General features: G+C 62.9%; 22 protein-coding genes. 8 read left to right on the top strand and 14 right to left on the bottom strand.

Translation table 11 applies throughout. The features are described 5' to 3' along the window. Window positions 1-96 precede the first annotated feature (96 nt). Genes VB618_RS15630 through VB618_RS15620 form a run of 3 tightly spaced genes read right to left on the bottom strand, consistent with a single transcriptional unit; the run spans window position 97 to window position 3,214 of the window. Window positions 97-1,086 (bottom strand): Hsp33 family molecular chaperone, encoded by a 990-nt coding sequence (locus VB618_RS15630; protein WP_329797635.1) that lies wholly within the window; start codon window positions 1,084-1,086, stop codon window positions 97-99. Continuing rightward, window positions 1,083-2,009, bottom strand: a complete 927-nt coding sequence (gene argF / locus VB618_RS15625; protein WP_329797634.1) for an ornithine carbamoyltransferase — start codon at window positions 2,007-2,009, stop codon at window positions 1,083-1,085. The genes VB618_RS15630 and argF overlap by 4 nt, the downstream gene beginning before the upstream one ends. Continuing rightward, window positions 2,006-3,214 carry an aspartate aminotransferase family protein gene (locus VB618_RS15620; RefSeq protein WP_329797633.1) on the bottom strand — a complete coding sequence of 403 codons (1,209 nt, stop codon included), beginning with the start codon at window positions 3,212-3,214 and terminating at the stop codon, window positions 2,006-2,008. Before VB618_RS15620 ends, argF begins: the two co-directional genes overlap by 4 nt. A gap of 376 nt (window positions 3,215-3,590) precedes the next feature. Between VB618_RS15620 and VB618_RS15615 the strand changes: the two genes are divergently transcribed. Continuing rightward, window positions 3,591-4,130, top strand: coding sequence for a GcrA family cell cycle regulator (locus VB618_RS15615; protein WP_329797632.1), 540 nt, complete (start codon window positions 3,591-3,593; stop codon window positions 4,128-4,130). A 78-nt stretch (window positions 4,131-4,208) separates the two neighbouring features. Here VB618_RS15615 and phoB read toward each other — a convergent pair whose 3' ends face one another. The 8 genes from phoB to VB618_RS15575 all read right to left on the bottom strand — a co-directional run bounded on the left by phoB (window position 4,209) and on the right by VB618_RS15575 (window position 12,027). Beyond that, window positions 4,209-4,925 (bottom strand): phosphate regulon transcriptional regulator PhoB, encoded by a 717-nt coding sequence (gene phoB / locus VB618_RS15610; RefSeq protein ID WP_329797631.1) that lies wholly within the window; start codon window positions 4,923-4,925, stop codon window positions 4,209-4,211. Between the two features lie 2 nt (window positions 4,926-4,927). Further along, window positions 4,928-5,641, bottom strand: a complete 714-nt coding sequence (gene phoU / locus VB618_RS15605; protein ID WP_329797629.1) for a phosphate signaling complex protein PhoU — start codon at window positions 5,639-5,641, stop codon at window positions 4,928-4,930. A gap of 25 nt (window positions 5,642-5,666) precedes the next feature. Continuing rightward, window positions 5,667-6,485, bottom strand: a complete 819-nt coding sequence (gene pstB, locus VB618_RS15600) for a phosphate ABC transporter ATP-binding protein PstB (RefSeq protein WP_329797628.1) — start codon at window positions 6,483-6,485, stop codon at window positions 5,667-5,669. Beyond that, window positions 6,482-7,390, bottom strand: a complete 909-nt coding sequence (gene pstA, locus VB618_RS15595) for a phosphate ABC transporter permease PstA (protein ID WP_442931807.1) — start codon at window positions 7,388-7,390, stop codon at window positions 6,482-6,484. The genes pstB and pstA overlap by 4 nt, the downstream gene beginning before the upstream one ends. Window positions 7,391-7,397: 7 nt before the next feature. Further along, entirely contained in the window at window positions 7,398-8,372 is a 975-nt protein-coding gene (gene pstC, locus VB618_RS15590) for a phosphate ABC transporter permease subunit PstC (protein ID WP_329797627.1), read from the bottom strand. A 35-nt stretch (window positions 8,373-8,407) separates the two neighbouring features. Continuing rightward, window positions 8,408-9,451 carry a phosphate ABC transporter substrate-binding protein PstS gene (gene pstS / locus VB618_RS15585; RefSeq protein WP_329797626.1) on the bottom strand — a complete coding sequence of 348 codons (1,044 nt, stop codon included), beginning with the start codon at window positions 9,449-9,451 and terminating at the stop codon, window positions 8,408-8,410. A 179-nt stretch (window positions 9,452-9,630) separates the two neighbouring features. Further along, complete coding sequence (locus VB618_RS15580; RefSeq protein ID WP_329797625.1) at window positions 9,631-10,929, bottom strand: ATP-binding protein; 1,299 nt, start codon at window positions 10,927-10,929, stop codon at window positions 9,631-9,633. A gap of 57 nt (window positions 10,930-10,986) precedes the next feature. Next, window positions 10,987-12,027, bottom strand: a complete 1,041-nt coding sequence (locus VB618_RS15575) for a lysylphosphatidylglycerol synthase domain-containing protein (protein ID WP_329797624.1) — start codon at window positions 12,025-12,027, stop codon at window positions 10,987-10,989. A gap of 249 nt (window positions 12,028-12,276) precedes the next feature. Here VB618_RS15575 and VB618_RS15570 point away from each other — a divergent pair, with 249 nt between their 5' ends. Continuing rightward, a complete protein-coding gene (locus VB618_RS15570; protein WP_329797623.1) occupies window positions 12,277-13,704 on the top strand; it encodes a PAS domain-containing protein in 1,428 nt (475 codons plus the stop codon). Between the two features lie 6 nt (window positions 13,705-13,710). Then, window positions 13,711-14,256 carry a bifunctional adenosylcobinamide kinase/adenosylcobinamide-phosphate guanylyltransferase gene (cobU, locus tag VB618_RS15565; protein ID WP_329797622.1) on the top strand — a complete coding sequence of 182 codons (546 nt, stop codon included), beginning with the start codon at window positions 13,711-13,713 and terminating at the stop codon, window positions 14,254-14,256. 12 nt (window positions 14,257-14,268) lie between these two features. Here cobU and VB618_RS15560 read toward each other — a convergent pair whose 3' ends face one another. Then, entirely contained in the window at window positions 14,269-15,045 is a 777-nt protein-coding gene (locus VB618_RS15560; protein ID WP_329797621.1) for an ABC transporter substrate-binding protein, read from the bottom strand. A gap of 322 nt (window positions 15,046-15,367) precedes the next feature. Between VB618_RS15560 and VB618_RS15555 the strand changes: the two genes are divergently transcribed. Next, entirely contained in the window at window positions 15,368-16,522 is a 1,155-nt protein-coding gene (locus tag VB618_RS15555; RefSeq protein WP_329797620.1) for a transglycosylase SLT domain-containing protein, read from the top strand. Here the strand turns inward: VB618_RS15555 and VB618_RS15550 are convergent. Both VB618_RS15550 and VB618_RS15545 read right to left on the bottom strand, forming a co-directional pair. Further along, window positions 16,477-17,802 carry an MFS transporter gene (locus tag VB618_RS15550; RefSeq protein ID WP_329797619.1) on the bottom strand — a complete coding sequence of 442 codons (1,326 nt, stop codon included), beginning with the start codon at window positions 17,800-17,802 and terminating at the stop codon, window positions 16,477-16,479. The genes VB618_RS15555 and VB618_RS15550 overlap by 46 nt on opposite strands. Before the next feature lie 158 nt (window positions 17,803-17,960). Further along, window positions 17,961-18,191, bottom strand: coding sequence for a hypothetical protein (locus VB618_RS15545; protein WP_329797618.1), 231 nt, complete (start codon window positions 18,189-18,191; stop codon window positions 17,961-17,963). Between the two features lie 189 nt (window positions 18,192-18,380). Here VB618_RS15545 and ggt point away from each other — a divergent pair, with 189 nt between their 5' ends. The 4 genes from ggt to VB618_RS15525 all read left to right on the top strand — a co-directional run bounded on the left by ggt (window position 18,381) and on the right by VB618_RS15525 (window position 23,808). Further along, a complete protein-coding gene (gene ggt / locus VB618_RS15540) occupies window positions 18,381-20,135 on the top strand; it encodes a gamma-glutamyltransferase (protein ID WP_329797617.1) in 1,755 nt (584 codons plus the stop codon). Window positions 20,136-20,193: 58 nt separating this feature from the next. Beyond that, window positions 20,194-21,111 carry a dTDP-4-dehydrorhamnose reductase gene (gene rfbD, locus VB618_RS15535; RefSeq protein WP_329797615.1) on the top strand — a complete coding sequence of 306 codons (918 nt, stop codon included), beginning with the start codon at window positions 20,194-20,196 and terminating at the stop codon, window positions 21,109-21,111. Between the two features lie 63 nt (window positions 21,112-21,174). After that, window positions 21,175-22,365: an O-succinylhomoserine sulfhydrylase gene (locus VB618_RS15530; protein WP_329797614.1), complete on the top strand. Its 1,191-nt coding sequence runs from the start codon at window positions 21,175-21,177 to the stop codon at window positions 22,363-22,365. A 306-nt stretch (window positions 22,366-22,671) separates the two neighbouring features. Next, a complete protein-coding gene (locus VB618_RS15525) occupies window positions 22,672-23,808 on the top strand; it encodes a TRAP transporter substrate-binding protein (RefSeq protein ID WP_329797613.1) in 1,137 nt (378 codons plus the stop codon). Window positions 23,809-23,965 lie beyond the last annotated feature (157 nt).

Below are 23,965 nucleotides of genomic sequence, written 5' to 3'. Positions count from 1 at the left end.
GGGCATCCACGTCTTTGCGCCTGTTAAAACGTGGATGGCCGGGACAAGCCCGGCCATGACGAATGTTGAGAAGACAAACATTTGTGAGAGGCAGCGTTACGACTCTGATTTCGCAATCGCGGCTTCGACCTCCACCGGATCGAGATCGTAGAAGCGTGAACAGAACTCGCAGGTGATGCCGATGCGGCCGTTCTCGCCAACCATGTCGCGGCGGTCTTCCGGCGGGAAGCGGCGCATCATGCCCATGATGCGCTCCTGCGAGCAGGTGCATTCCTCATGCACGTGTTGGCCCTCGAAGACACGCACGCCGCGCTCGTGGAACAGACGATAGAGAAGCGTCTCGCTAGACACGGTGGGATCGACCAACTCGTGATCTTCGACTGTGCCGATCAGGGACTTTGCCTCTACCCAAGCATCGTCTTCGGAAGGCACTGAGAAGGTGTTCGACGTGTGGCCTTCGGGAACATCGCCAGGATTGAGATCAGCCTGCCGCAGGCGCTCGGGGGACGAGGGCAGGAACTGGATCATCAGACCGCCGGCGCGATAGGTATGACGCCCGTTCTCGAACTGCTCGGCGACGGCGAGACGCACCTGCGTCGGGATCTGCTCGGACTGGCGGAAATACTGGTGCGCCGCCTCCTCGAAGCCTTGGCCGTCCAGCGCAACGACGCCTTGGTAGCGGCTGCGCTCGGAGCCCTGATCGATGGTCATGGCGAGATAGCCGGAGCCGAGGAGGTCGCCCGTTCCTGTAGAGGCCGGATCGAGCGCTTCGAGCCGGTCCTTGTCGAAGCGGGCCGTGGCGCGAAGGCGGTCCGGCGCGTTGAAGTCGACCACCACCATATCGATGATGCCATCGGTCTTGGTCTGCAGCTGGAACCGCCCCTCGAGCTTGATGGATGCGCCGAGCATGACGGTCAGCGCTGCCGCCTCTCCGATGACGCGAGCGACCCGGTCGGGATAGCCGTGGCGGGCCAGGATCGTGTCGATGGAAGGACCGAGACGCACCACGCGCCCGCGCACGTCGAGGGGCTCGACCGCGAAGGGGAGGACGACGTCATCATTTCCTTCAAGCGAGGCTGAACTCATGCGCTTGCTGCTCCGAGGCACCAGGCCAGGATGCCCTTTTGTGCGTGAAGCCGGTTCTCGGCCTCGTCGAAGACCACGGATTGCGGACCGTCCATCACCTCATCCGTCACCTCCTCGCCGCGATGGGCGGGAAGGCAGTGCATGAAGATGGCTTCTTTGTCGGCCACACCCATGAGCCTGCCGTTGACCTGATAGGGCTTGAGCAGGTTCTGGCGGCGGAACTCGTCGTCGTCGCCCATGGACACCCAGCAATCGGTGACGATCGCGTGGGCGCCCTCGGCGGCCTCGAAGGCATCGGTGGTCACGCTGATCTTGGCCCCTTCCTGTTTCGCCCAGGACAAAAGCTCGGGACGGGGGGCAAGTTCCGGCGGGGAGGCGATCTTCAGGGTGAAATCGAGGCGCGCCGCGGCGTGGACCCAAGAGGCGAGCACATTGTTGGCATCGCCCGTCCAGGCCACCGTCTTGCCCTCGATGGAGCCGCGATGCTCCTCGAAAGTCATGATGTCGGCCATGATCTGGCACGGATGCGTCATCTTGGTCAGGCCGTTGATCACCGGGATCGAGGCGTACTGGGCGAGCTCCGTCACCATGGCATGATCGAGGGTGCGGATCATGATGGCGTCCACATAGCGGGACAGGACCCGTGCCGTGTCGGCGATGCTCTCGCCGCGGCCGAGCTGCATCTCCTTGCCGGTGAGCATCAGGGTCTCGCCGCCAAGCTCGCGCATGCCGACATCGAACGAGACGCGGGTGCGGGTGGAGGGCTTGTCGAAGACCATCGCCAGAACCTTGCCTTCGAGCGGGCGCTCCTTGGCCTTCTCGCCGCGGCGGCGCTTGGTCTTGATCTCGGAGCCGATCTTCAAAAGACCCCGGATCTCCGCTCCGGAAAAATCGCTCAGATCGAGAAAGTGGCGGGTCTTCATTGAACGGCTCCCCGCTGGGAGGCGGAGGCCTGCCCAGCTTCAATGGCCGTGCAGGCGGCCTCGATACGGTTGACGGCCTCGCCGATCTCCGTGTCGCTGATGATGAGCGGCGGCAGGAGGCGGGCCACGTTGTCGCCGGCCCCGATCACGAGCAGCTTCTGGGCGCGGGCGGCGGCGATGAACTCGGTGTTGGGCACCACAATACGCAGGCCCATCATGAGGCCGTGGCCGCGCACGTCGGCGATAACTCCAGGATGGCGGTCCTTCAGCTCGGCAAGGCGCTGCTTGAGCAGCAGGCCCTTGCGCTCGACTTCCTTCAGGAAGCCGGGTTCCAGGATCACATCAAGCACCGCGTTGCCCACCGCCATGGCGAGCGGATTGCCCCCGAAGGTGGTGCCGTGGGTGCCGACCGTCATGCCCTTTGCGGCCTCCGCCGTGGCAAGGCACGCGCCCATCGGGAAGCCGCCGCCGATGCCCTTGGCGACCGCCATGATGTCGGGCGTGACGCCGGTCCATTCGTAAGCGAAGAGCTTGCCCGTGCGCCCGACACCGGTCTGGATCTCGTCGAAGATCAGCAGCAGACCCTGGCTGTCGCAGAGATGGCGCAGCTCGCGCAGGAAAGCGTTGGAAACGGTCCGGATACCGCCCTCGCCCTGGATCGGCTCGATCATCAGGGCCGCGGTCTCGGGACCGATCACAGCCTTCAGGGCCTCAAGATCCTCGACCGGCACCTGATCGAAGCCTTCCACCTTGGGGCCGAAGCCTTCCAGATACTTAGCCTGGCCGCCGGCCGCGATGGTCGCCAGGGTCCGACCATGGAAGGCGCCCTCGAACGTGACAATGCGGAAACGCTCGGGATTGCCGTTCACGGCATGGTACTTGCGGGCCATCTTGATGGCGGCCTCGTTGGCCTCGGCGCCGGAATTGGAGAAGAAGACCACGTCCGCGAAGGTGTTCTCGACCAGACGCTTGGCCAGACGCTCCCCTTCGGGGATCTGGAACAGGTTGGAGGTGTGCCAGACCTTGGAGGCCTGCTCCGTCAGGGCCTGGACGAGGTGCGGATGGGCGTGCCCTAAGGCATTGACCGCGATGCCGGCCCCGAAATCGAGATATCGCTCGCCATCTCGGCCGAAGAGCCAGGGGCCCTCCCCTTTCTCAAAGGAAAGCTCGGCGCGTGCGTAGGTCGGCAGCAATGGCGATGTCACAGGTTGTCTCCGCCTCCAAGGACCCAAAGTCGCACCCGGGCCCGAAAAAGAAAGCGCCGCCCCAGGCAGGAGCGGCACGACTGGGAATTCTACCGAGGTGCGAGACCCTGTCAATTCAAGAGAAATGAACTGACTCATCACAAGGAATTTTTGACCTTGGGTGAGTTCCTTGGGGAAAACAGCATGGCTTGTCCGGGGACTCTTGCGCCGGAGTCCACCCATCCTGTAACTTCGGGTCAGTCGAGTACGGCATTCGTGCGGCGGCATTCACCCTCAGGAGCGACCCTCGCAACGCGGTCGGACACAAAAACCCTGTCCGCGAAGCATCTGGGATTCTGAGTGTTTGAAGGCCGCCTCCGATGGAGGCAGATTGAAAATGACAGATGCGGGCGCAACTTGGACGGACGAACGGGTCGAGCTTCTCAAGAAGCTCTGGACCGATGGTTTGAGCGCGAGCCAGATCGCCGCCGAGCTTGGCAACGTGACCCGCAATGCGGTTATCGGCAAGGTTCACCGCCTTGGCCTGTCCGGCCGCGCGAAGGATGCCAGGCCGGCCGGTTCCGCCGCCGCGGCCCGTCCCCGCAAGGCGACCCGTGCGCCGAGCGCCCCGGCCCCCCTGCCGCCTCAGCCGCACACCAACAATGTGGTCATCGCCCCGATCGCCCTTCAGCCCATCACCCAGGAGCCGAGCGTCTACGTCGAGGACGACCTCGCCGTTCCGGTCTCCGAGCGCGTGACCATCATGGATCTGCGCGAGTCCATGTGCCGCTGGCCCATGGGCGACCCGACCAAGCCCGAATTCCGCTTCTGCGGCGCCCGCTCCATCACGGGCCTGCCCTATTGCACCCACCACGCCCGCATCGCCTACCAGCCGGTGGCCGACCGCAAGCGCGACCGCAGGCTCGCACGGGCATAGAACTCCATATCCTTCAACGAAAAGGGCCGCGCTGATCGTTTCAGCGCGGCCCTTTTCGTTGTTCGATGTCTTTGTGGCTCAGGCCTCCAACGCCTGCTCCTCCCGAGCGAAGGTCTCGTCGAAGGAATAGCCGGCCCCCCGCACGGTGCGGATAGGATCGGGCTTGCGTGGCATGCTGATTGCCTTGCGCAGGCGGCCCACATGCACGTCAACCGTGCGCTCGTCGATATAGACGTCGTGGCCCCAGACCGCATTGAGCAGGTGCTCGCGGGAGAACACACGGCCCGGGCTCTGCATCAGGAATTCCAGCAGGCGGAACTCCGTGGGCCCTAAGTGCAGTTCCTGGGTCGCGCGGCGTACGCGATGGGTCTCGCGGTCGAGCTCGATGTCGCCGGCCCTCAGAAGGGTCGCGATATGGGCAGGCTTCGTCCGGCGCAGGAGCGCGCGTACCCGTGCCAGCAGCTCCGGCACCGAGAACGGCTTGACGATGTAGTCGTCGGCGCCGGTGGACAGGCCACGGATGCGGTCCCCCTCTTCGCCGCGGGCGGTCAACATGATCACCGGCAGGCGCTCGGTCTCTGCGCGCGCGCGGATGCGGCGGCACAGCTCGATGCCGGAGATTCCGGGCAGCATCCAGTCGAGCAGCACGATGTCGGGCACCTGCTCGCGCAGGCGGATCTCCGCCTCGTCGCCGCGGGACACGCTGTCAACCTCGTAGCCCTCGGCCTCGAGGTTGTAGCGCAGGAGGAGCATCAAGGGCTCCTCGTCTTCCACGATCAGAACGCGAGGCCCCATGGTCAGGCTCCTGCCTCAACTGAGGTATCGATGGAGCGGTCGTTCTTGGGCCGGTCGATGGCCAGGGTTTCGCCTGTGACGAGGTAATGGACCGTCTCGGCGATGTTGGTGGTATGGTCGCCGATGCGCTCGATGTTCTTGGCACAGAAGAGAAGGTGCGTGCAGAACGAAATGTTGCGCGGATCTTCCATCATGTAGGTCAGGAGCTCCCGGAACAGGGAGGTGTAGAGCGCATCGATCGCGCCGTCGCGCTTCCACACGTCGAGCGCCTTTGCCGTATCCTTCTGCGCATAGGCGTCGAGCACGTCCTTGAGCTGCGCCATCACCAGATCGTTCATGTGCCGGAGCCCGACGACGATCTTGTGCGGCTGGAAGTCGCCGCCGATTGCAAGCGCACGCTTGGCGATGTTCTTGGCGAGATCGCCGATGCGTTCCACGTCGCCGGCGATACGGATGGCCGAGATGGTCTCGCGCAGGTCGACCGCCAGGGGTTGACGGCGTGCGATGGTGAGAATGGCGTTCTCCTCGACCTCGCGATGGAGAACATCGAGGCGCGGGTCGGATGCAATCACCGCTTGGGCCAGAGGCTTGTCGTGGCGAGCCAACGCGGCGACGGAATCGACCAGCATCTTCTCGGCGATGCCGCCCATTTCGGCAATGCGCTGCCGAAGCCCTTGGAGATCGGCGTCGTAGGAGCGGACGATATGCTCTGACATGAAGGTTCTCCCTGAGCCGCTTCGATCAGCCGAAGCGGCCCGTGATGTAGTCCTGGGTCTGTTTCTTGGCCGGGTTCATGAACATCTTGTTCGTCGGCCCGAACTCCACAACCTCCCCGAGATACATGAAAGCGGTAAACTGCGAGATGCGCGCCGCCTGCTGCATATTGTGCGTGACGATCACGATGGTGAACTCGGAGCGGAGTTGCTCGATCAGCTCCTCGATCTTGCCGGTGGAGATCGGATCGAGCGCCGAGGTCGGCTCGTCGAGAAGGATCACCTCGGGCTTCTGCGCGATGGTGCGCGCAATGCAGAGACGCTGCTGCTGGCCGCCGGACAGGCTCATGCCCGACTGACGCAGCTTGTCCTTCGCCTCGTCCCACAGGGCCGCCTTGCGCAGGGCCTCCTCGATGCGTCCATCGAGCTCGGATTTCGGCAGCTTCTCATAGAGTTTGATGCCGAAGGCGATGTTGTCATAGATCGACATGGGGAACGGCGTCGGCTTCTGGAACACCATGCCGACGCGGGCGCGCAGCTCGTTCACGTCGATAGAGGAGGAGAGCACGTTCTGGCCGTCGAGCAGGATCTCGCCATCGGCGCGCTGCTCGGGATACAAGCTGTAGATGCGGTTGAAGGTGCGCAGCAGTGTCGACTTTCCGCAGCCGGAGGGGCCGATGAGGGCCGTCACCTGCCGGTCGTAGAAGTCGAGATTGATGTCCTTGAGACTGCGGAAGTCGCCGTAATAGAAATTCAGGTTCCGAACGGCGATGCGCACCGGCGCTTCGGCATTCCCGGCGGCGGCTTTTCCGACAGCGCTGCTCGTGTTGAGGGCAATCGTGCTCATCGGACTTTATCCTTCCTCAGGAGCAGGCGCGCCACGATGGACAGCGCCAGGATCGACATGGTGATGATGAGGGCGCCGGCCCAGGCCAGCTCGCGCCAGTTCTCATAGGGCGAGAGGGCGAACTGGTAGATCATGACCGGCAGGTTGGCCACGCCACCCATCAGGTTGGGGTTGAACCAGAAATTGTTGTTGAGGGCCGTGAACAGCAGCGGTGCAGTTTCGCCTGCGATGCGGGCGGTGGCCAGCAGCACGCCGGTGACCATGCCGGCACGCGCCGCCTTCCAACTGATCTTGATGATCACGGTCGACATGGGTGCGCCGAGCGCGGCACCCGCCTCACGGAGCGAACCCGGCACGAGGCGCAGCATGTCCTCCGTGGTGCGCACGATCACCGGTACGGCGATGATGGCGAGGGCCACGCCGCCAGCCCATCCGGAATAACCGCCCATGGGCTGCACCATGAGCATGTAGACGAAGAGGCCGATGAGGATGCTGGGCGCGGCGAGCAGGATGTCGTTCACGAAGCGGATGACTTCCGCGAGCTTCGAACTCTTGCCGTACTCGGCCAGATAGGTACCGGCCAGCACGCCGACTGGCGTTGCCACGACAATGCCGAGAACGGTCAGGATCAGACTGCCCACGATGGCATTGGCGATGCCGCCGCCCTGGCTGCCGGGTCCTGGCGTCGTCTCGGTAAAGACTGCCGGCGAGAGACCGCCGATCCCCTCGACGATCAGCATCAGAAGGATCCAGCCAAGGAAGAAGGCGCCAAGGATCGTGAACAGCGTGCAGATGATCTTGAGAGCGCGGTCAGCCACATGGCGGCTGCGGCGCACCCGCCCCCAGGGGGCGGGAGCAGTTGTTGGTTCGGTCGCGGTCCGGTGCTGCAGAGCGGTGTCCATCATGGTCTCCTCAGCCTACCTTCACCCGGGATACCAGAAGCCGGGCGAGCACGAGCACGGTGAACGTGACAAGGAACAGGATGCAACCCAGCGCCATGAGCGCATTGAGCTGCAGGCCGATGGCCTCGTTGAATTCGTTGGCAATGCGCGACGCAATGGTGGAGCCCGGATCGAAGAGCGAACCCGACAGGCGGTTGGCGTTGCCGACCACGAAGGTCACAGCCATCGTCTCACCGAGCGCGCGGCCGAGGCCGAGCATGATCGCCCCGATGATGCTGACGCCGGCCTGCGGCAGAAGCACATTACGCACCACCTCCCAAGTGGTGCAGCCGATGCCGTAGGCGCTCTCGCGCAGGACCGATGGGATCTGATCGAGGATGTCTCGCGCGATCGAGGCGATGAACGGGATGATCATAATCGCCAGAATGATGCCGGCCGTCAGGATGCCGACGCCGGAGGGCGTGCGCGCATACAGGATGGTGCCGATGATCGGCATCCCCTCGACGATGTTGGAGACTGGGATCTGCACGTAGTTGGCGAAAAGGGGCGCGAAGACGAAGAGGCCCCACATGCCGTAGATGATGCTGGGAACGGCCGCGAGAAGCTCGATGGTCGTCGCCACCGGCCGCTTGAGCCAGGGCGGGCAGAGCTGCGTCAGGAAAATGGCGATGCCCAGGGACAGAGGCACGCCGATCACCAGGGCGATCAGCGCCGTCGTCAGCGTTCCGACGATGGCGACCCAAGCGCCGTACTGGTCTTCGTTGACGTTCCACACGCTCGACGTGATGAAACCGAAGCCGAACTCGCGAAAGGCCGGCAATCCGCCGTAGATCATCGATCCGATGATCCCGAGGAGCACAATCAGCACCAGAAGGGCCGATGCGAGGCTGGCGAGGCGGAAGAGCCTGTCGAAGCTTGGTGGAGGGGATCGACGAGCGGGAGCAGCCGCGCTCGAAACGAGACGTTCTTGCGAGAGAGCTACCATTCGCCGATCCGCTTTGTTGTTTAGATAAAGTCAGATTACTGCGTGAAGACCGGCTGACCCGAAGCGTTCTTGATCTCGCTCTTCCACGTCGCGCGCACCTGATCCTTCAGCTGAGCGGGAAGCGGCACGTAGTCGAGTTCGACAGCCATCTTGTCGCCGTTCTTGAACGACCAGTCGAAGAACTTCAAGGCCTCGGCTACCTGCTCCGGCTTCTCCGGATTCTTGGGAACGAGGATGAAGGTCGGAGCCGTGATCGGCCAGGCCTCATCGCCCGCCTGGTTCGTCAGCGAGATGCCGTAGCCGGGAGCCGACTTCCAGTCGGCATTGGCAGCGGCAGCCTGGAAGGTCTTGGCCTCCGGCGACACGAACTTGCCGTTCTTGTTCTGCAGCTGGGCGAACGGTATGCTGTTCTGCTTGGCGTAGGCGTATTCCACATAGCCGATGGAATTCGGCACCTGCTTCACGAGAGCGGCGACGCCCTCATTGCCCTTGCCGCCCTGGCCGACCGGCCACTGCACCGATGCGCCAACGCCCGGTCCGCTCTTCCAGGTCTCAGAGACCTGGGACAGATAGGTGGTGAACACGCTGGTGGTGCCCGATCCGTCGGAGCGGTAGACCGGAGTGATCGACGCATTGGGAAGCGTCACGCCCTGGTTCGCCTGTGCGATCTTGGCATCGTTCCACTTGGAGATCTTGCCGTTGAAGATGTCGGCGAGGACCTCGCCTGTCAGCTTCAGCTGGCCGGCGGAAACGCCCTGAACGTTATAGACGGCGACCACGCCACCCATGACCGCCGGGAACTGGACAAAGCCGTCCTTCTGAAGCTCTTCGCCCTTCAGCGGAGCATCGGTCGCGCCGAAATCGACGGTCTTGGCCCGGATTTGGCGGATACCGCCGCTGGAGCCGATGGACTGATAGTTCAGCCGGTTGCTCGTCTCCTTGTTGTAGGCCTCGGCCCACTTGGCATAGATCGGAAACGGGAACGTTGCGCCTGCGCCGGTGATGTCAGCAGCAGAGGCCGTGGTCGTAAAGCTCGCGACGGCAAGGCCAGCCGCAATGGCGTAGGACACGATCTTCAAGGGTCAATCTCCTGTTCATGCAACGTGACAGGCGGCTGTCGAAAGCCATGGGCCACGTCACGCGATGGGACAGCTAGGCCCGACGGATGTCTCCTCTACGACAGTTGGATGACAATTACATGACACCCCTTCAGGATCCCTTGGAGCGCCTCATTTTCTGCCCTGAGGAAGCTGCCCGATCAGGAACCGGCCTCAGGCAATGTCACGGTGAACCGGGCGCCTTGCCCCGGTTCGCTCGTGATGTCGAAATGGCCCCGGTGGCGATTGACGATGTGCTTGACGATTGCCAACCCCAAGCCCGTTCCGCCCTTGTCGCGGCTCTGGGCCACGTCAGCCCGGTAGAACCGCTCCGTCAGGCGCGGCAGGTGCTCAGGCGCGATGCCGGGCCCGTAATCCTGGACCGTGAAGGTGACATGCGGACCCTGCTCGCCATGGGAGGATCCAATGCTGTCGATCTCCACATCCACCCTGCCGCCGCTCTCGCCGTACTTGACCGCATTCTCGATCAGGTTCTCGGCGACGCGCAGAAGCTCGTCCCGGTCGCCGCGCACGAGGATGGATAGCTTGGGCAGCTTGGCCTGGATGACTACACCCCTCTCCCGCGCCATGGGCGACAGGGTCTCAATCATCTGGGACACGATGGAGGCGAGATCGACATTCTGGGTCGGCGAGAGATGAGCCCGCATCTCGATGCGCGACAGGGACAGGAGATCGTCGATCAGGCGCTTCATGCGCTGCGCCTGCCCCTTCATGATTTCGAGGAAGCGCTCCCGAGCATTCACATCGTCCCGCGCGGGTCCTTGAAGAGTTTCGATGAAACCGAGCACCGAGGCCAGAGGCGTGCGCAGCTCATGGCTCGCATTGGCAACGAAATCGGCCCGCATGGCCTCCAGGCGGCGGGCCGAGGTGAGATCGCGAAAGAACAGGACGACTCCGGCCTGAACCCCGGTGCTGGGCGCATCGGCCTGGAGGGGGCCGATATGCACCTCGAAGGTGCGCTCGGTGGGAACCCGTTCCGAATATTCGACCTTCAGGGGCTCTCCCTGCTCCAGAACCCTCTGGATGCCGTCGAGCACGTCGGGGCTGCGGAGCGCGAAGGACAAGGGGTGTCCAGTCTTCAATCCGCCGAGGAGCCCGTAAGCGGCCTTGTTGGCCTCAATGACCAAGGCACGCTGATCCACCAGGATGACCGGATCGGGGATCTGGGCCAGAACCGCCTCGGCGACGCTCGAGCGCTGGGGCTTGCTCGGCTGCGGCCGGACCCCGACGCCAAGGCTGCGCTTCGGACTGGCGATCAAAAATCCAGCCGTGATGGCAATGGCAGCCCAGAGCAGAAGCCAGGCATCTCCATTGCCCCGCACCAGCTCCACGACAACCATGACGAAACACGTGACCACCGCGGCCCGCAAGGCTGCATCACGCAGAAGTGTGGCGCCCTGGGATTTGGGTTCCGGCGTCGGATCGTCGGGAGCGCTCATGGAACGGGAGGTCTCGGAGGGGTTGCACGCCTTCTTTAAGGCAGGCACCGACAGGTGTCATCTCCCGCCAAGCTCCGCCCCGGCGGCAGCCTCATCCTCATCGGGCTTGAACGCGAGCCGAGCGGCCCCAATGCGGTTGCGAATCTCGTAACCGCCCAAGAGCGCGAGGGCGATGACAAAGGGAATGAGGTAATAGCACAGGCGATAGAGGAGGAGCGCCCCGAGGACCGGCTCCCTCGGATAGCTCGAGAGGGCAAGTAGAATGGTCGCCTCGAAGACGCCCAAGCCTCCCGGCGCATGGCTCGCCACCCCCAGCATGACGGCGAAGATGTAGACTGCCACGAAGGTTTCGAAGTTGAGACCATGCCCGCCCGGCAGGAGCACGAAGAGAACGCCCGCGCCGGCGCAAACGTCGGCTGCACCGATCAGGATCTGCGCAAGCGACAGGCGAAAGCCCGGCAGTTCCAGCTTCCAGCCCTGGATCTTGACCGAGCGGCGCTTGAGCGAGACCCAGACCATATAGGCGGCGACGAAGACGGCGGCGCCTAGTCCCGCGAGCTGGTTCATCCAGATATGGGTGTAGACGAGGCTCGCCAGTTCGTCGGCCTTGCTGATCAGGCTCCAGGCGAGCACGAGCGCCATGCCGAGCCAGAAGGTGACCCCGGCAATCACGGTCAGGCTCGCCACCCGTCCCGGCTTCACGCCCTTGGGCGAATAGATCCAGTAACGAACCGTTCCTGCCGTGAGTAGCGGGAACCCGAGGGTGAAGCTCACCGCGTAGCTCGTGAAGGAGGCCAAGGCCGTGGTTCGGTAGGGAATCTGCAGCTTGAGCTGGCGTAGGGCAATGGCGTCGTAGCAGGTCAGCAGGCCATAACTGATGGTGGTGAAGAGCACCGCCAATCCGATCTGACGCAGGCTGGCCGTTGTGAACGCGGATTTCAGCTCGTTGATGTCGATATCGGATACGATATGCCAGAGGACGACAAGCGAAGCGCCGAACAGGAGAATGCTCGCCGCCATCCCGATCCAGGCAAACCCGCGGGAGCGGCGCTCCTTCGGGTGAAAGGCCTCGGCAGATGACATCTCCGGTGGAGGCATCGGGCGGGAGCTCATATGGTTCATGAAAACTGTCAATCAGCCTCAGCGTAGGAAAGCCGCATCAGGTATGCGGGCAGTCCTGCATCTAGGCGCTGACGGAGGGAACCGCCAGACGCAGGCGGCCTTTTAATGGTTTCGCAGCACTGGCGCTACTCTTTGCGCCGAGAAAATGCACATGAAAGCGGATGTGGGTTGTCAGCCTCGAAAAAGGCCTACAACTATGCTTCCCTGATCGAAGCGGGTTTGTGAGTGACTTTGGCCGTACGGGTGGCCCAGGAGTTCTGCGTGGATTTCAAGGATACAGAAACCCAATATGCCGTTCTGGCGGAGTCCCTGCCCCAACTTGTCTGGTCGGCGCAACCCGATGGCTATGTCGACTATGTCAATCGCCGCTGGCGTGAATATACGGGCCGATCAGGCGAGCAGATCTTAGGAGACGGGTGGCAGGAATCCATCCATCCGGATGACCTGACCCAGACCCATGACCATTGGAAGCGCTCCCTCGAATCCGGACAGGCTTATGAATGGGAGCACCGGATGAGGAACGCCGTAGGAGACCATAAGTGGTTTCTCAGCCGTGCGATCCCGATCCAGGACCTCACCGGCAAAATCACCCGCTGGTTCGGCACCAGCACCAACATTGATGAGCAGAAGAAGAATGAGGAAGCCGTTCGGATGCTCGAGAGCCAATACCGCCTAGCTCTTGAGGCCGCACATCTCGGAACCTGGCAGATCGACTTGGATAATAGTCAGATCACCTGGGATGAGGAAAGCTGCGCCCTCTACCGCATTCCCCACGATGGATTGTACAGCCTCTCGCTCGATGAAGCCTTGAACATGATCCATCCCGACGATCGGGAGGACGTGAAGGCGCGGATCGCCGCTGCAGCCGCGCCAGATTCGGACGGCAAGTACGACAATCGCTACCGGGCGCAGCTTCCTGACGGGAGTCTCCGGTGGTTCCGTTCTCACGGGCGAGCCCTTCACGTGAATGACGGCGGCAGGCGTCGCGCCGTCAGCCTTTATGGCGTGATCAGCGACATCACAGAACGCCAGGCCCTTGAAGAGGCGCAGAAGCTTCTGACCAGGGAACTGAACCATCGCGTGAAGAACCTGTTCGCCATCGCGAACGGCATGGTCTCGATGACGGCCCGCACGGCCAAGGACCCTAAGGACATGGCGACCGCTCTGAGGGGGCGGCTCAGCGCCCTGTCACGGGCCCATGAGTTGGTACAGCCGGCCCCTATAACGGAGCCGGGCTCCGGCACCGATGTCGAACTCTCCCGCCTGATCGAGGCTGTCCTCGAACCCTACAGGCAATCCGGCCAGAACAGAGTTGCCATCGAGGGACCCGCCATTGCCGTGGGCTCCAACACGACCACGAGCCTTGCACTGGTTCTACATGAACTCGCGACGAACGCTGCCAAATATGGGTGTCTCTCCAGTTCCGAGGGCGAGCTCACCATTGGCTGGACGCTCCAGGAGGAGAATGTGGATCTCCTCTGGACCGAGCGGGGCGGCCCAACGATTGAGGGTCCGCCAAGCTTTGAAGGCTTCGGCACGCAGCTGTCTCAGCGCAGCATCGCCGGGCAGCTCGGGGGCATTCTCGAGCGGGAGTGGCAGACGCAAGGGCTGCGCGTTCACATGATTGTCCCCGTCAACCGGCTGAGCGCCTGACCGGTCATGCCTTTGTACCGCCGTGTCCTGGTCTTGGGCGGAGCGCGCTCCGGCAAGAGCCGCACCGCCCTGCAGCTGGCCGAGCAGGCCTCATCAAAGCGGGTCTATGTCGCGACGGCGCAGGCCTTCGACGACGAGATGCGCGAGCGCATCGCTCTTCATCGCCTGGAGCGCGATCGCTCCTGGCAGACGGTAGATGCCCCGTTGGAGCTGTCGCAAGCCATCCAAGCTCAGACCGATCCTGAGAAAGCCGTGCTTGTCGATTGCCTGACCCTCTGGCTCTCCAACATCATGCTCGCCGAGCACGACCCGTCCCATGAGGCCGACCAGCTGATACACACGGTTCGGGAAGCCCAGGGACCTCTCATCCTGGTGTCGAACGAAGTGGGCCAGGGCATCGTGCCGCCGACACCTCTCGGACGCTCCTTCCGCGATGAGCAGGGGCGCCTGAACCAGAGGATTGCGGAGGCCTGCGATGCGGTCGTCTTCGTGGCCGCGGGCTGCCAGATCCTGCTGAAGCCGGTCCCAGCTCTGGATCTGAGGCTGGCCTGAACACAGCGGCTTTCAGGGCAATTTGGACTCTACCTCAACGGTCAAGGCCTCGATCATGGCCGGCGTCGAGGGACCTCCGCAGATCGTGAAACGGCCCGGAACAGCGAGGCGTCGCTCATGCGGTACGGCGGCCGCCAGTGCGGGATGGGCAAACAGGGCTGTGCCGTTGTCGATGGCCTGCTGGGATCCTGCATCGACGAGCATGACGTCCGGTGGAGTGGTGACAATCGTCTCCAGGCGCACAACACCTCCGCTCTTGCGGCCGAGAACCTCCTCGTGCAGCGTGAAGCCCATGTGCATCAGCACTTCGCTCAAGGGCGAACGGGCATCTGTCACCCACCCTCCCCGCTCGTAAACCAGAATGCTGCGCCCGTTCGGAACACGATCCCTGGCCCGGTCCAGGGCCGCATCGATCCGTGTAATAAGGGCCTCACCGCGATCCGCATGGCCGAGCCTGCGGGCAAGGGTCCGGATCTGCTCGCGCCCCTCCGCCAGCCCTGACCAGGGGCCAAGCTGGAGGACATCCAGACCCTGCCGCTTCAGAACGGCGACCTGATCCTGCTGGCCATAGGTGCCGGTCAGCATCAGATCGGGTTTGCTGAACAGAAGGGCCTCTGCTCCACCCGCGTTGAGGGGCAAGCCTGCTGCCTCCTCCGCCATGAACGAGATGGATGAATCGCGAGCAAGCCGGCTCAATGACGCGATCTGGTGACGATCGGCCAACGCCAGCAGCAATTGATCCGTGCAGAGATTGAGGGAGGCAATCTGCTGCGGTCTCGGCTGAGCCATAGCCGGAGAGTTCCCCCACAGGCAGCCGATCAGCACGGCCCATCCTTCCTAGATGCGGCGGAATGACCCGTAAATTTAGTTAACTGCCTGCTCAAGCCACGTCTTCGCACCAGTATTCCTTAGAAAACAAGAGAACTTTGAAGATGATCCCCTTTATCCGGATAGTTGCAAAAGGTCGCACTTGGGAACAAAGTCCAAAAGCACCGTCAAGCTGACCCATTCTGGACATATCTACCACGCACATACTCACCTCACTTGAACGAAGAACAACCGCAAACCTGTCTCGACAGCGAAGCGGCGCATTTCTAGGGGGCTTCTTCATATGCAGATTGCTCTGACAGCGTCTCGCGACGCATGCCAGCAGAAGGCTATTTGCCTCGACTTTGGAAAGCACAGCGGCCAAGGCCGCTGCACGGCTCAGAAGCGCCCTGCCCTTCAAGGGGGTCAGACCCTGCTCAACCTGACTAAGATGCTCGGCCTTGGCGCCTGCATCACGCTGGCTCTCGGCACTGCTGCCATGCCCCAAGCCGCCTCGGCGGCGGAGCAGAAGTCAGCTCTTCCAGCGGCTTTCGACGCCGGCGCAGATGCCATCAAGATTCCGTCTCAGCATGAGGAACCCTTCGCCCTATCGGTGAAGGATGCCGCTCCGGCTGATCCGTTGGAGGCCATCGTCACGGTGGCGGCTGCGGAGGCCAGCCAAGCCGATCTGCAGAGGCAGATCATCCTGACCATCCCCTTGACCAATCCGACGACCCCGGCAGGCAGCGAGGACGACAAGCCCGTCTCGCGGGAACTCACGGATTACATGGAATTCGAGGAAATGCGCGTGCCCGTATGGATCGTGGACACGATCCTGCGCGCCTCAAAGATGACCGGCGCTGACCCCGTCTACATGATGGCTCTGGCGGACAAGGAATCGAGCTTCCTGCCGGGCAATAAGGCGTCGACCTCCTCGGCTGTGGGCTTGTTCCAGTTCATCACGAGCACATGGCTCGAGGTCGTGCGCTCCTTCGGGCCGGCCCACGGCTTGGACGCGGAAGCACAGGCGATTGAGCGGGTCGATGGCAAGCTCGCCGTGGCGGACGAGACCATGCGTGAGCACATTCTCGGGCTGCGCCGCAATCCTTACATCTCGTCTCTCATGGCCGCCGAGATGATGAAGCGCGACAAGGCGAAGATCGAAACAAGGCTTGGCCGCAAGCTCAACCGTTCGGAATTCTATATGTCCCACTTCTTCGGCGTGGACAGTGCCAGCAAGTTCATCGCCTTGGTGGACGACACGCCTAAGAAGAGTGCACCCGCTGCCTTCCCGGCCGCGGCGAAGTCCAACAAATCTCTGTTCTTCACCAAAGACGGCAAGAAGACCCGCCAGCTCAGCGTGGCCGAGGTCTATGGCAAGATCGACGACATGATCGACAAGCGCCTCAACCGCTACGGCGACGTCTCGACCCGCGTGGCAGGGGACCTTCCCTTCTGATCAGTCGGTTCCGCATCTCCTTCTGGGTCAGGGGCGTGAGGATGAGAATCTGCCGTGCCGACCTCCGCCCGTGGCGCCAAGCCGGCTGAAGCCGAGCTGCTGGGCGCAATATCGACAAAGCCACCTCTGGCAGGCGGGCGCTGCACCCGAATGATCCGCATCACGATGAAGGCGGCAAGGCCCAGTGAAGCCAAGGCCGCATAGATGAACAACCCTTGAGGGCCGAGCACTTCCATGGCCAAGGCCCCCAGGAGAGGTCCGATAGTGACTCCGGTGGCCCAGGAAAACAGAAGAGTGCCGACCGTGGATACGATCTGCCCTGGATCGACGATATCGCAGGCATGGGCCACACAGACCGAGTAGATGCACAGGGCAAGCCCACCCCAGGCCGCAAACGACCACAGGATCAGCAGACTCGCATTCTGCGCACTGGCCCAGAGGATCAGGAGCGAAACCAGGCTCGCACCTAAGGCCAGGCCTGCGATCACGTAGCGCCGGTCGGCCCGATCGGAAAGCCATCCGAGCGGCCATTGCATAGCGAGACTTCCAGCCTGCAAAGCGAACAGAAGCGCCGCAGCCTGATCCTGGCTCAACCCGATCCTGACGCCGAAGACCGGCGTGATCGCAATCACCGGGCCATTGACCAGACCGACCACGAAGGCTCCAACGACCGCAGAGGGAGCCGTGGCGAACAGTTTCCTGACCTCTATCCGTACGCCCTGCGGCGCGTTCGGCTCCTTTGTCGTCGTAGCCGCGATGGGAAGCAGCGAGAGCGTGATCAACGCGCTCACCGCCATGAACAATCCGTCCGTGCGGATGTCGCCGAAACTGATGCCGAGCGGGGACAGCATCAGGGCGACCTTGGTGCAGATCATGTAGATGGAGAGGATCCGCCCGCGATGGCTTGATGTGGCCCGGGCGCTGATCCACCCGTCAGTGACGGTAAAGATGCAGGCGAGCATGACGCCCGACAGGCCGCGCAGCAGGATCCAGGCCAGTGTCGAATGAGCCTGCGTCATGACCAGGATCAGCACGGACACCACCGCCGCCAGGCTGGCGAAGGCCCTGATGTAGCCGACATGGCGGATGAAGCTCGGCGCGAGGAAGCAGCCGGTCGAAAAGCCCACTCCATAGGCGGCAGCCACGACACCGATGGAGGCGACGGAGATGCCCTCCGCCTGCATGCGCAGCGGCATCAAGGCCTGCAGGAGACCGTTCCCGGCCTGGAGCAGGGTCGTGGCGGCCGTAACGGTCCAGATCAGAGCAAGGGAGGAGTTCACGATCGAATCGATGATGCGGGGCGGCAGGCGCGAAGGTCAGCAAGATAGAGAGCAGGTGCCGCTTAAGATCAAGTATCGATCCGGTTCGTATCAATGGTCTTTGGTCGGTCGGCATGCCCGGCTATGGACCGGACATGCTCGCCGTTGCGCCCGGGAGCCTACTGGCTCAGGCGATCCTTCTGAAAGCTGGCGAAAAGATAAAAGCCGTTGAAACGCACGCCTTCCATGGCGGCTTTCCGGTCGAAGCCCAAGGGAGCGTCCTGAGTCTGGACCTTCCCGCCGAACCGCCAGTTCGGCTCCACGACGAAGGGAGGAACGGTACGCTCCTCGGGAACAGCGCAGATGAGGCCGTCCAGTTTCGTACTCTGGAACAGATTATATGCGTACATGTCCTGCTCCTTTTCTTCTCGCGACGAATCACATCCTGCCCGGCAACAGTGACAGGAGTGTGATATTGCAGCGCAGCATCAAAAGAATTTCTTCTTTTTCGGCATCGAATGGAAGTGGCGCAAAGGGATAATCCTTTGTTAGGCTCACTCACCTGACGGAATAAGCCTCACAAACAGGGAGCGCGCCGCATGACCACTCAGAGCAGCCTTCGTCGAAGCCTCATAGGTCTCAGTCTCCTGGCTAGCCTGCCCCTTGCTCCGCTGGCATTGGCGCAAGCAGTCGCGCCTTCTCCGGAGGCCCCCACAGGACGCACGACCAAGTCGGTCGGCACCGCAACGAAGGACATGGTTGCCGCTGCCAATCCTCTGGCAGCCCAGGCAGGGCGGGAGATCCTTGCGGCCGGCGGCAGCGCGGTCGACGCTGCCATTGCCGTTCAGCTGGTTCTCAATCTTGTCGAGCCCCAGAGTTCCGGCATCGGCGGCGGCGCCTTCATGGTCTTTTGGGACGGCCGGACCATGGCAGCCCTCGACGGGCGCGAAACGGCGCCTGCCGCGGCCAAGCCCGAGCGTTTTCTCGGGCCCGATGGCAAGCCGATGAAATTTTATGATGCCGTGGTCGGCGGCCGCTCGGTCGGCGTGCCCGGAACGCTGCGTCTGCTCGAAATGGCGCACAAGAATTGGGGCAAGCTGAGCTGGCAGCAGGTGATCGAGCCTGCGGCGCGTCTGGCCGAGGAAGGCTTTGCCATCTCGCCGCGCCTCAACGGCCTGCTGACCCAGGAGAAATACCTCCAGAACGATCCGGTGGCCCGCGCCTATTTCTACGAACCCGATGGCAGGCCCAAGGCGGTTGGAACCGTCCTGAAGAACCCGGCCTTCGCCAAGACGCTCCGTACCGTCGCCGAGAAGGGGGCAGAAGTCTTCTACACGGGCGAGATCGCCCAGGACATCGTGGCGACCGTGACGGGGCATCCGACCAATCCCGGCGACATGACCCTCGATGACTTGAAGGGATACAAGGTGCAGGAGCGTGAGGCTCTCTGCGGCAGCTATCGCACCTACAGGATCTGCGGCATGGGCCCGCCGAGTTCAGGCCAGGTTGCCGTGCAGCAGATCATGGGCGTCCTGGAAACCCAGGACCTAGCCGCCATGAAGCCTGGACCTGACGCGGTGCACTGGATCGCTGAGGCGGGCCGCCTGGCCTATGCGGACCGCGCTCTCTTCCTGGCCGATCCGGCCTTCGTGAACGTTCCCGTCAAGGGCCTGACCGATCCCGGTTACATCAAGAGCCGCGCCGCTCTCGTCGACCCCAGCAAGTCCATGGGCAAGGCCAAGCCCGGCGACCCGCCCTTCCAGAAGACCTTCCTCTGGGGGGCGTCGGACGGGATCGAGTACGGCACGAGCCACATCTCCATCGTCGATCGCAACGGCAACGCCGTGTCCATGACCACCACGATCGAGGACGGTTTCGGGGCGCGGATCATGACGAAGAGCGGGTTCCTGCTCAACAACGAGCTGACGGACTTCTCTTTTGCCACGACGGAAGAGGGCAAGCCGATTGCCAATCGCGTCGAGGCCGGCAAGCGCCCGCGCTCGTCCATGGCGCCCACCATGGTGCTCGACGGCAGCGGCAAGCTCTATGCGGTGGTGGGCTCACCGGGCGGAAGCCTCATTCCCAACTACGTGGCCAAGACGCTCGTGGGCATCCTGGACTGGAAGCTCGATCCCCAGGTCGCCGCCGATCTGCCCAACATGGGTAGCCGCAACGGACCGACGGAGCTCGAGGCCGGGACCGAGGCGGAAGCCTGGAAGGCCGCACTCGAGGCTAAGGGCCACGAGGTCAAGCTGATCGACCAGAACTCCGGCATCCATGCCATCGTTGTCACGCCGGCAGGGCTCGTCGGCGGTGCCGACAGCCGTCGTGAAGGTGTTGCCATCGGCAACTGACATGTGCTTGGCAGCTTGTGTCATAACGCTGCTTCCACATCGAAGAGGGTTCGGTTTCATGCGTATCATCGTCATCGGCAAGGAGGGACAGGTCGCCCGCTCCCTGGCGGAGCGGGCACGGGCTCACGGCGCACAGGCCGTGCTCGTAGGCCGTCCCAAGCTCGATCTTGCCGACCCATCAGGCATCGAGGATGCCCTGGTTGAGACCGGCGGCGACATCATCGTGAACGCGGCCGCCTATACGGCTGTCGACCAAGCCGAATCCACCCCGGAACTGGCCGAAGCCATCAATGGGATCGGCGCCGGCGTCGTGGCCGGCACCGCGGCGGCGATGAACGTGCCCCTGATTCACCTCTCCACCGATTACGTCTTCGACGGCACTGCCGATCACCCTTATCGGGAGGATGACCCGGTCTCTCCCTTAGGCGTCTACGGCGCCTCAAAGCTCTTGGGCGAGGAGGCCGTGGCGGCCGAGGCCGAGAACTACGTCATCCTGCGCACCGCCTGGATCTACAGCCCCTTCGGCAAGAACTTCGTGAAGACGATGCTGCGCCTTGCGGGTGACCGCGACGAGGTTGGGGTTGTGGCCGACCAGCACGGCTCCCCGACCAGCGCCCTGGACATCGCCGACGGCATCATCGCGGTCAGCCGCAACCTTCTGGAGAGACCGGAGGACAAGAACCTTCGTGGCCTGTTCCACATGGCCGGAACGGGCTTTGCCAGTTGGGCCGAGTTCGCGACCGAAATCTTCGCCCTGTCGGCTCATCTCGGCGGGCCTGCAGCGAAGGTCCGGCCGATTGTGACATCGGATTACCCTACCCCGGCCAAACGACCGGCCAATTCCCGGCTCGACTGCACCAAGCTCAAGGACGTGCATGGCGTGATGCTGCCGCCTTGGCGCTCGTCGCTTGAGCCGTGCGTGAAGCGCCTCATCGAGGAGACCCGCAAGGAGTTTCTCCGAGGCAATGTGGGCTGAACTGACAATTTCCGCAGGGGGGAGACGATTGTTCTTTATAAAGAACAATCGTAGGATTGCTTCATGATCACGTCCGAAGAGCCTCCCTATCGCCTCGAAACACGCCTCGTTCATGAAGGCACCCAGCGCACTCCCTTCGGGGAGACCTCCGAGGCGCTGTTTCTCACGCAGGGCTTCGTCTACGAGAGCGCCGAGAGCGCCGAGCGGCGCTTTCTCAACGAGGAGCCCGGCTACAGCTACAGCCGCTACTCAAACCCGACCATCGATGCCTTCGAGCAGCGCATGGCCGGCCTCGAAGGCGCGGAAGCGGCCCGTGCGACGGCGAGCGGCATGGCGGCTGTCACCGCTGCCATGGTCGGGCAGGTGCAGGCCGGCGACCATGTGGTGGCGGCCCGTGCGCTCTTCGGTTCCTGCCGCTGGGTGGTGGAGGATTTTCTGCCCCGCTTCGGCGTCGGCTGCACCCTGGTCGACGGAACGGATCTCAGCCAGTGGCGCGACGCCGTGAGACCCGAGACCAAGGCTTTCCTGCTGGAGACGCCGACCAATCCGAGCCTGGAGATCATCGACATCGCGGCGGTTGCCGAGATCGCCCATGCGGCCGGCGCGACGCTCACCGTCGACAATGTTTTCGCAACACCGCTTTTCCAGAAGCCGCTCGCGCTCGGGGCCGATTGCGTCGTGTATTCGGCCACCAAGCACATCGACGGCCAGGGCCGATGTCTCGGCGGCGTAATCCTCGCCTCCACTGAGTTCATCGAGAACAAGGTGCAGCAATTCCTGCGCATGACGGGTCCGTCGATCTCACCCTTCAACGCCTGGGTTCTTCTGAAAGGCCTCGAGACGCTTCCTCTGCGCGTCGAAAGGCAGACGGCTACCGCCACTTCTCTTGCCGACGCGCTCCACGACCATTCGAAGCTGCACCGCCTGATCTACCCAGGCCGCCCGGACCACCCGCAGGCGGACCTGATCCGGCGCCAGATGAGTGGTGCCTCGACCATGATCGCCCTCGACGTCAGGGGCGGCAGGGAAGGCGCTTTCCGCTTCCTGAATGCCCTGAGGCTGATCAGGATCTCCAACAACCTGGGCGATGCGAAAAGTCTCGTCACCCATCCGGCCACCACCACGCATCAGCGCTTCACGCCCGAGCAGCGCGCCGAGATGGGCATCACGGATGGTCTGGTGCGCCTGTCGGTCGGGCTGGAGCACAAGGACGACCTGCTCGAGGATCTCGCCCGCGCCCTTGAGCGCACCTGACCATCACAAGCGCGTGATGCCGGTCTGAGGCCGCATCGAGGCAACCGGCTCACATGAGTGTTGTCGACCCGGCATCGGGCTGCTCCGTCGATGGAGCGGCGGCTCTTTCAAGGTCTTTGTAGAAGAAGGCCGATGCACAACATCGGCCGATGAAGTAAACCGCATCTACGCCAGAGGTCTATATCGCCCTTCCTTCCGCGCCCCTTGAAGTCACAGGGGAAATGACACACCATCCTCTGCGGAATAACGCGTTCCAGCATAAGAAAACGCGACCCCTCACAATGATAAGGTTGAAGGGAGGAAGCAGTGAAAAAAGACAAAACACCAGCGTCTCAGACTCCGGGTGCATCCAAGCAGTCTCGCCGTCGGTTCCTGCAAGTCGCCGGCCTGGGAGCGGCGGCAACGGTCGCGGCCCCACAGGTCTCCAGAGCCCAAACCACCAACTGGAAGTTCCAGTCCACTTGGCCGAACCGCGACATCTTCCACGAGTTCTGCAACGACTTCGCCAAGCGCGTGAACGATATGTCGGGAGGGCGCCTGAAGCTGGACGTTCTCGCCTCCGGCGCAGTCGTCCCCGCCTTCCAGCTGCAGGATGCCGTCCATGCCGGCATTCTCGACGGCGGCCATGGCGTCTCCGCCTACTGGTACGGCAAGAACAAGGCCTTCGCCCTGTTCGGCACCGGCCCGTCCTTCGGCTGGAACGCCAACTCGTTCTTAGGCTGGATGAACTACGGCGGCGGCTACGATCTCTACAACGAGCTGCAGCAGCAGATCCTAAAGCTCAACATCGTCGGCTTCCTGTCGGGCCCCATGCCGGCCCAGCCCCTCGGCTGGTTCAAGAGCGAGGTGACCTCGGCGGATGCCTTCAAGGGCCTGAAGTATCGCACGGTGGGGTTGGCGGCCGATCTCAACCGCCAGCTCGGCGCAGCCGTCACCATCCTGGCCGGCGGCGAGATCGTACCGGCGCTGGAGCGCGGCGTCATCGACGGCGCCGAGTTCAACAACCCGTCCTCCGACCTCATTCTCGGCTTCCCCGACGTGTCGAAGAACCTGATGCTCCAGAGCTATCACCAATCCGGTGAAACCTTCGAGCTGATCTTCAACAAGGCAAAGTACGATGCGCTCCCGCCGGAGCTGAAGGCCATGATCAAGTATGCGGCGGAATCCTCCTCGGCCGACATGTCCTGGAAGGCCCTCGACCGTTATTCTAAGGACCTTGAAGCCATTCGCGGCCGTGGCGTCCAGATCAAGAAGACTCCTGACTCGGTGCTCAAAGTCCAGCTCGAAGCCTGGAACAAGGTCATCGAAGACTTCTCGAAGGATCCGTTCTTCAAGAAGGTGATCGACAGCCAGAAGGCCTGGGTGCAGCGGACCTATGCCTATGAGCGTCTGAACGAGCCTTCGCGCGATATGGCCTACGACCACTTCTTCAAGACCACCTGAGGAATGGCCGGCAAGTCCGCCATCTAAGGCACTGTCTTCAAATGAGGGCGGCACGCATGATGCCGCCCTCCTAGAGCATCGGACCCAAAAGTGGATTTGCACTTTTGGGAAACATTCGATGCTCAATCCATAGCTTGCGCATCGTTCGAGGCGGAAA

The organism is Microvirga sp. CF3062, from assembly GCF_036314045.1.
Taxonomy (GTDB): domain Bacteria; phylum Pseudomonadota; class Alphaproteobacteria; order Rhizobiales; family Beijerinckiaceae; genus Microvirga.
This window is presented reverse-complemented; position numbering and strand designations above follow the sequence as displayed.

Excerpts from the sequence above, each read along its gene's own strand:
- VB618_RS15630 (WP_329797635.1), bottom strand. The coding sequence starts at position 1,086 with ATGAGTTCAGCCTCGCTTGAAGGAAATGATGACGTCGTCCTCCCCTTC.
- argF (WP_329797634.1), bottom strand. The coding sequence starts at position 2,009 with ATGAAGACCCGCCACTTTCTCGATCTGAGCGATTTTTCCGGAGCGGAG.
- VB618_RS15615 (WP_329797632.1), top strand. The coding sequence starts at position 3,591 with ATGACAGATGCGGGCGCAACTTGGACGGACGAACGGGTCGAGCTTCTC.
- phoB (WP_329797631.1), bottom strand. The coding sequence starts at position 4,925 with ATGGGGCCTCGCGTTCTGATCGTGGAAGACGAGGAGCCCTTGATGCTC.
- phoU (WP_329797629.1), bottom strand. The coding sequence starts at position 5,641 with ATGTCAGAGCATATCGTCCGCTCCTACGACGCCGATCTCCAAGGGCTT.
- pstB (WP_329797628.1), bottom strand. The coding sequence starts at position 6,485 with ATGAGCACGATTGCCCTCAACACGAGCAGCGCTGTCGGAAAAGCCGCC.
- pstA (WP_442931807.1), bottom strand. The coding sequence starts at position 7,390 with ATGATGGACACCGCTCTGCAGCACCGGACCGCGACCGAACCAACAACT.
- pstC (WP_329797627.1), bottom strand. The coding sequence starts at position 8,372 with ATGGTAGCTCTCTCGCAAGAACGTCTCGTTTCGAGCGCGGCTGCTCCC.
- VB618_RS15580 (WP_329797625.1), bottom strand. The coding sequence starts at position 10,929 with ATGAGCGCTCCCGACGATCCGACGCCGGAACCCAAATCCCAGGGCGCC.
- VB618_RS15575 (WP_329797624.1), bottom strand. The coding sequence starts at position 12,027 with ATGCCTCCACCGGAGATGTCATCTGCCGAGGCCTTTCACCCGAAGGAG.
- cobU (WP_329797622.1), top strand. The coding sequence starts at position 13,711 with ATGCCTTTGTACCGCCGTGTCCTGGTCTTGGGCGGAGCGCGCTCCGGC.
- VB618_RS15560 (WP_329797621.1), bottom strand. The coding sequence starts at position 15,045 with ATGGCTCAGCCGAGACCGCAGCAGATTGCCTCCCTCAATCTCTGCACG.
- VB618_RS15555 (WP_329797620.1), top strand. The coding sequence starts at position 15,368 with ATGCAGATTGCTCTGACAGCGTCTCGCGACGCATGCCAGCAGAAGGCT.
- VB618_RS15545 (WP_329797618.1), bottom strand. The coding sequence starts at position 18,191 with ATGTACGCATATAATCTGTTCCAGAGTACGAAACTGGACGGCCTCATC.
- ggt (WP_329797617.1), top strand. The coding sequence starts at position 18,381 with ATGACCACTCAGAGCAGCCTTCGTCGAAGCCTCATAGGTCTCAGTCTC.
- rfbD (WP_329797615.1), top strand. The coding sequence starts at position 20,194 with ATGCGTATCATCGTCATCGGCAAGGAGGGACAGGTCGCCCGCTCCCTG.
- VB618_RS15530 (WP_329797614.1), top strand. The coding sequence starts at position 21,175 with ATGATCACGTCCGAAGAGCCTCCCTATCGCCTCGAAACACGCCTCGTT.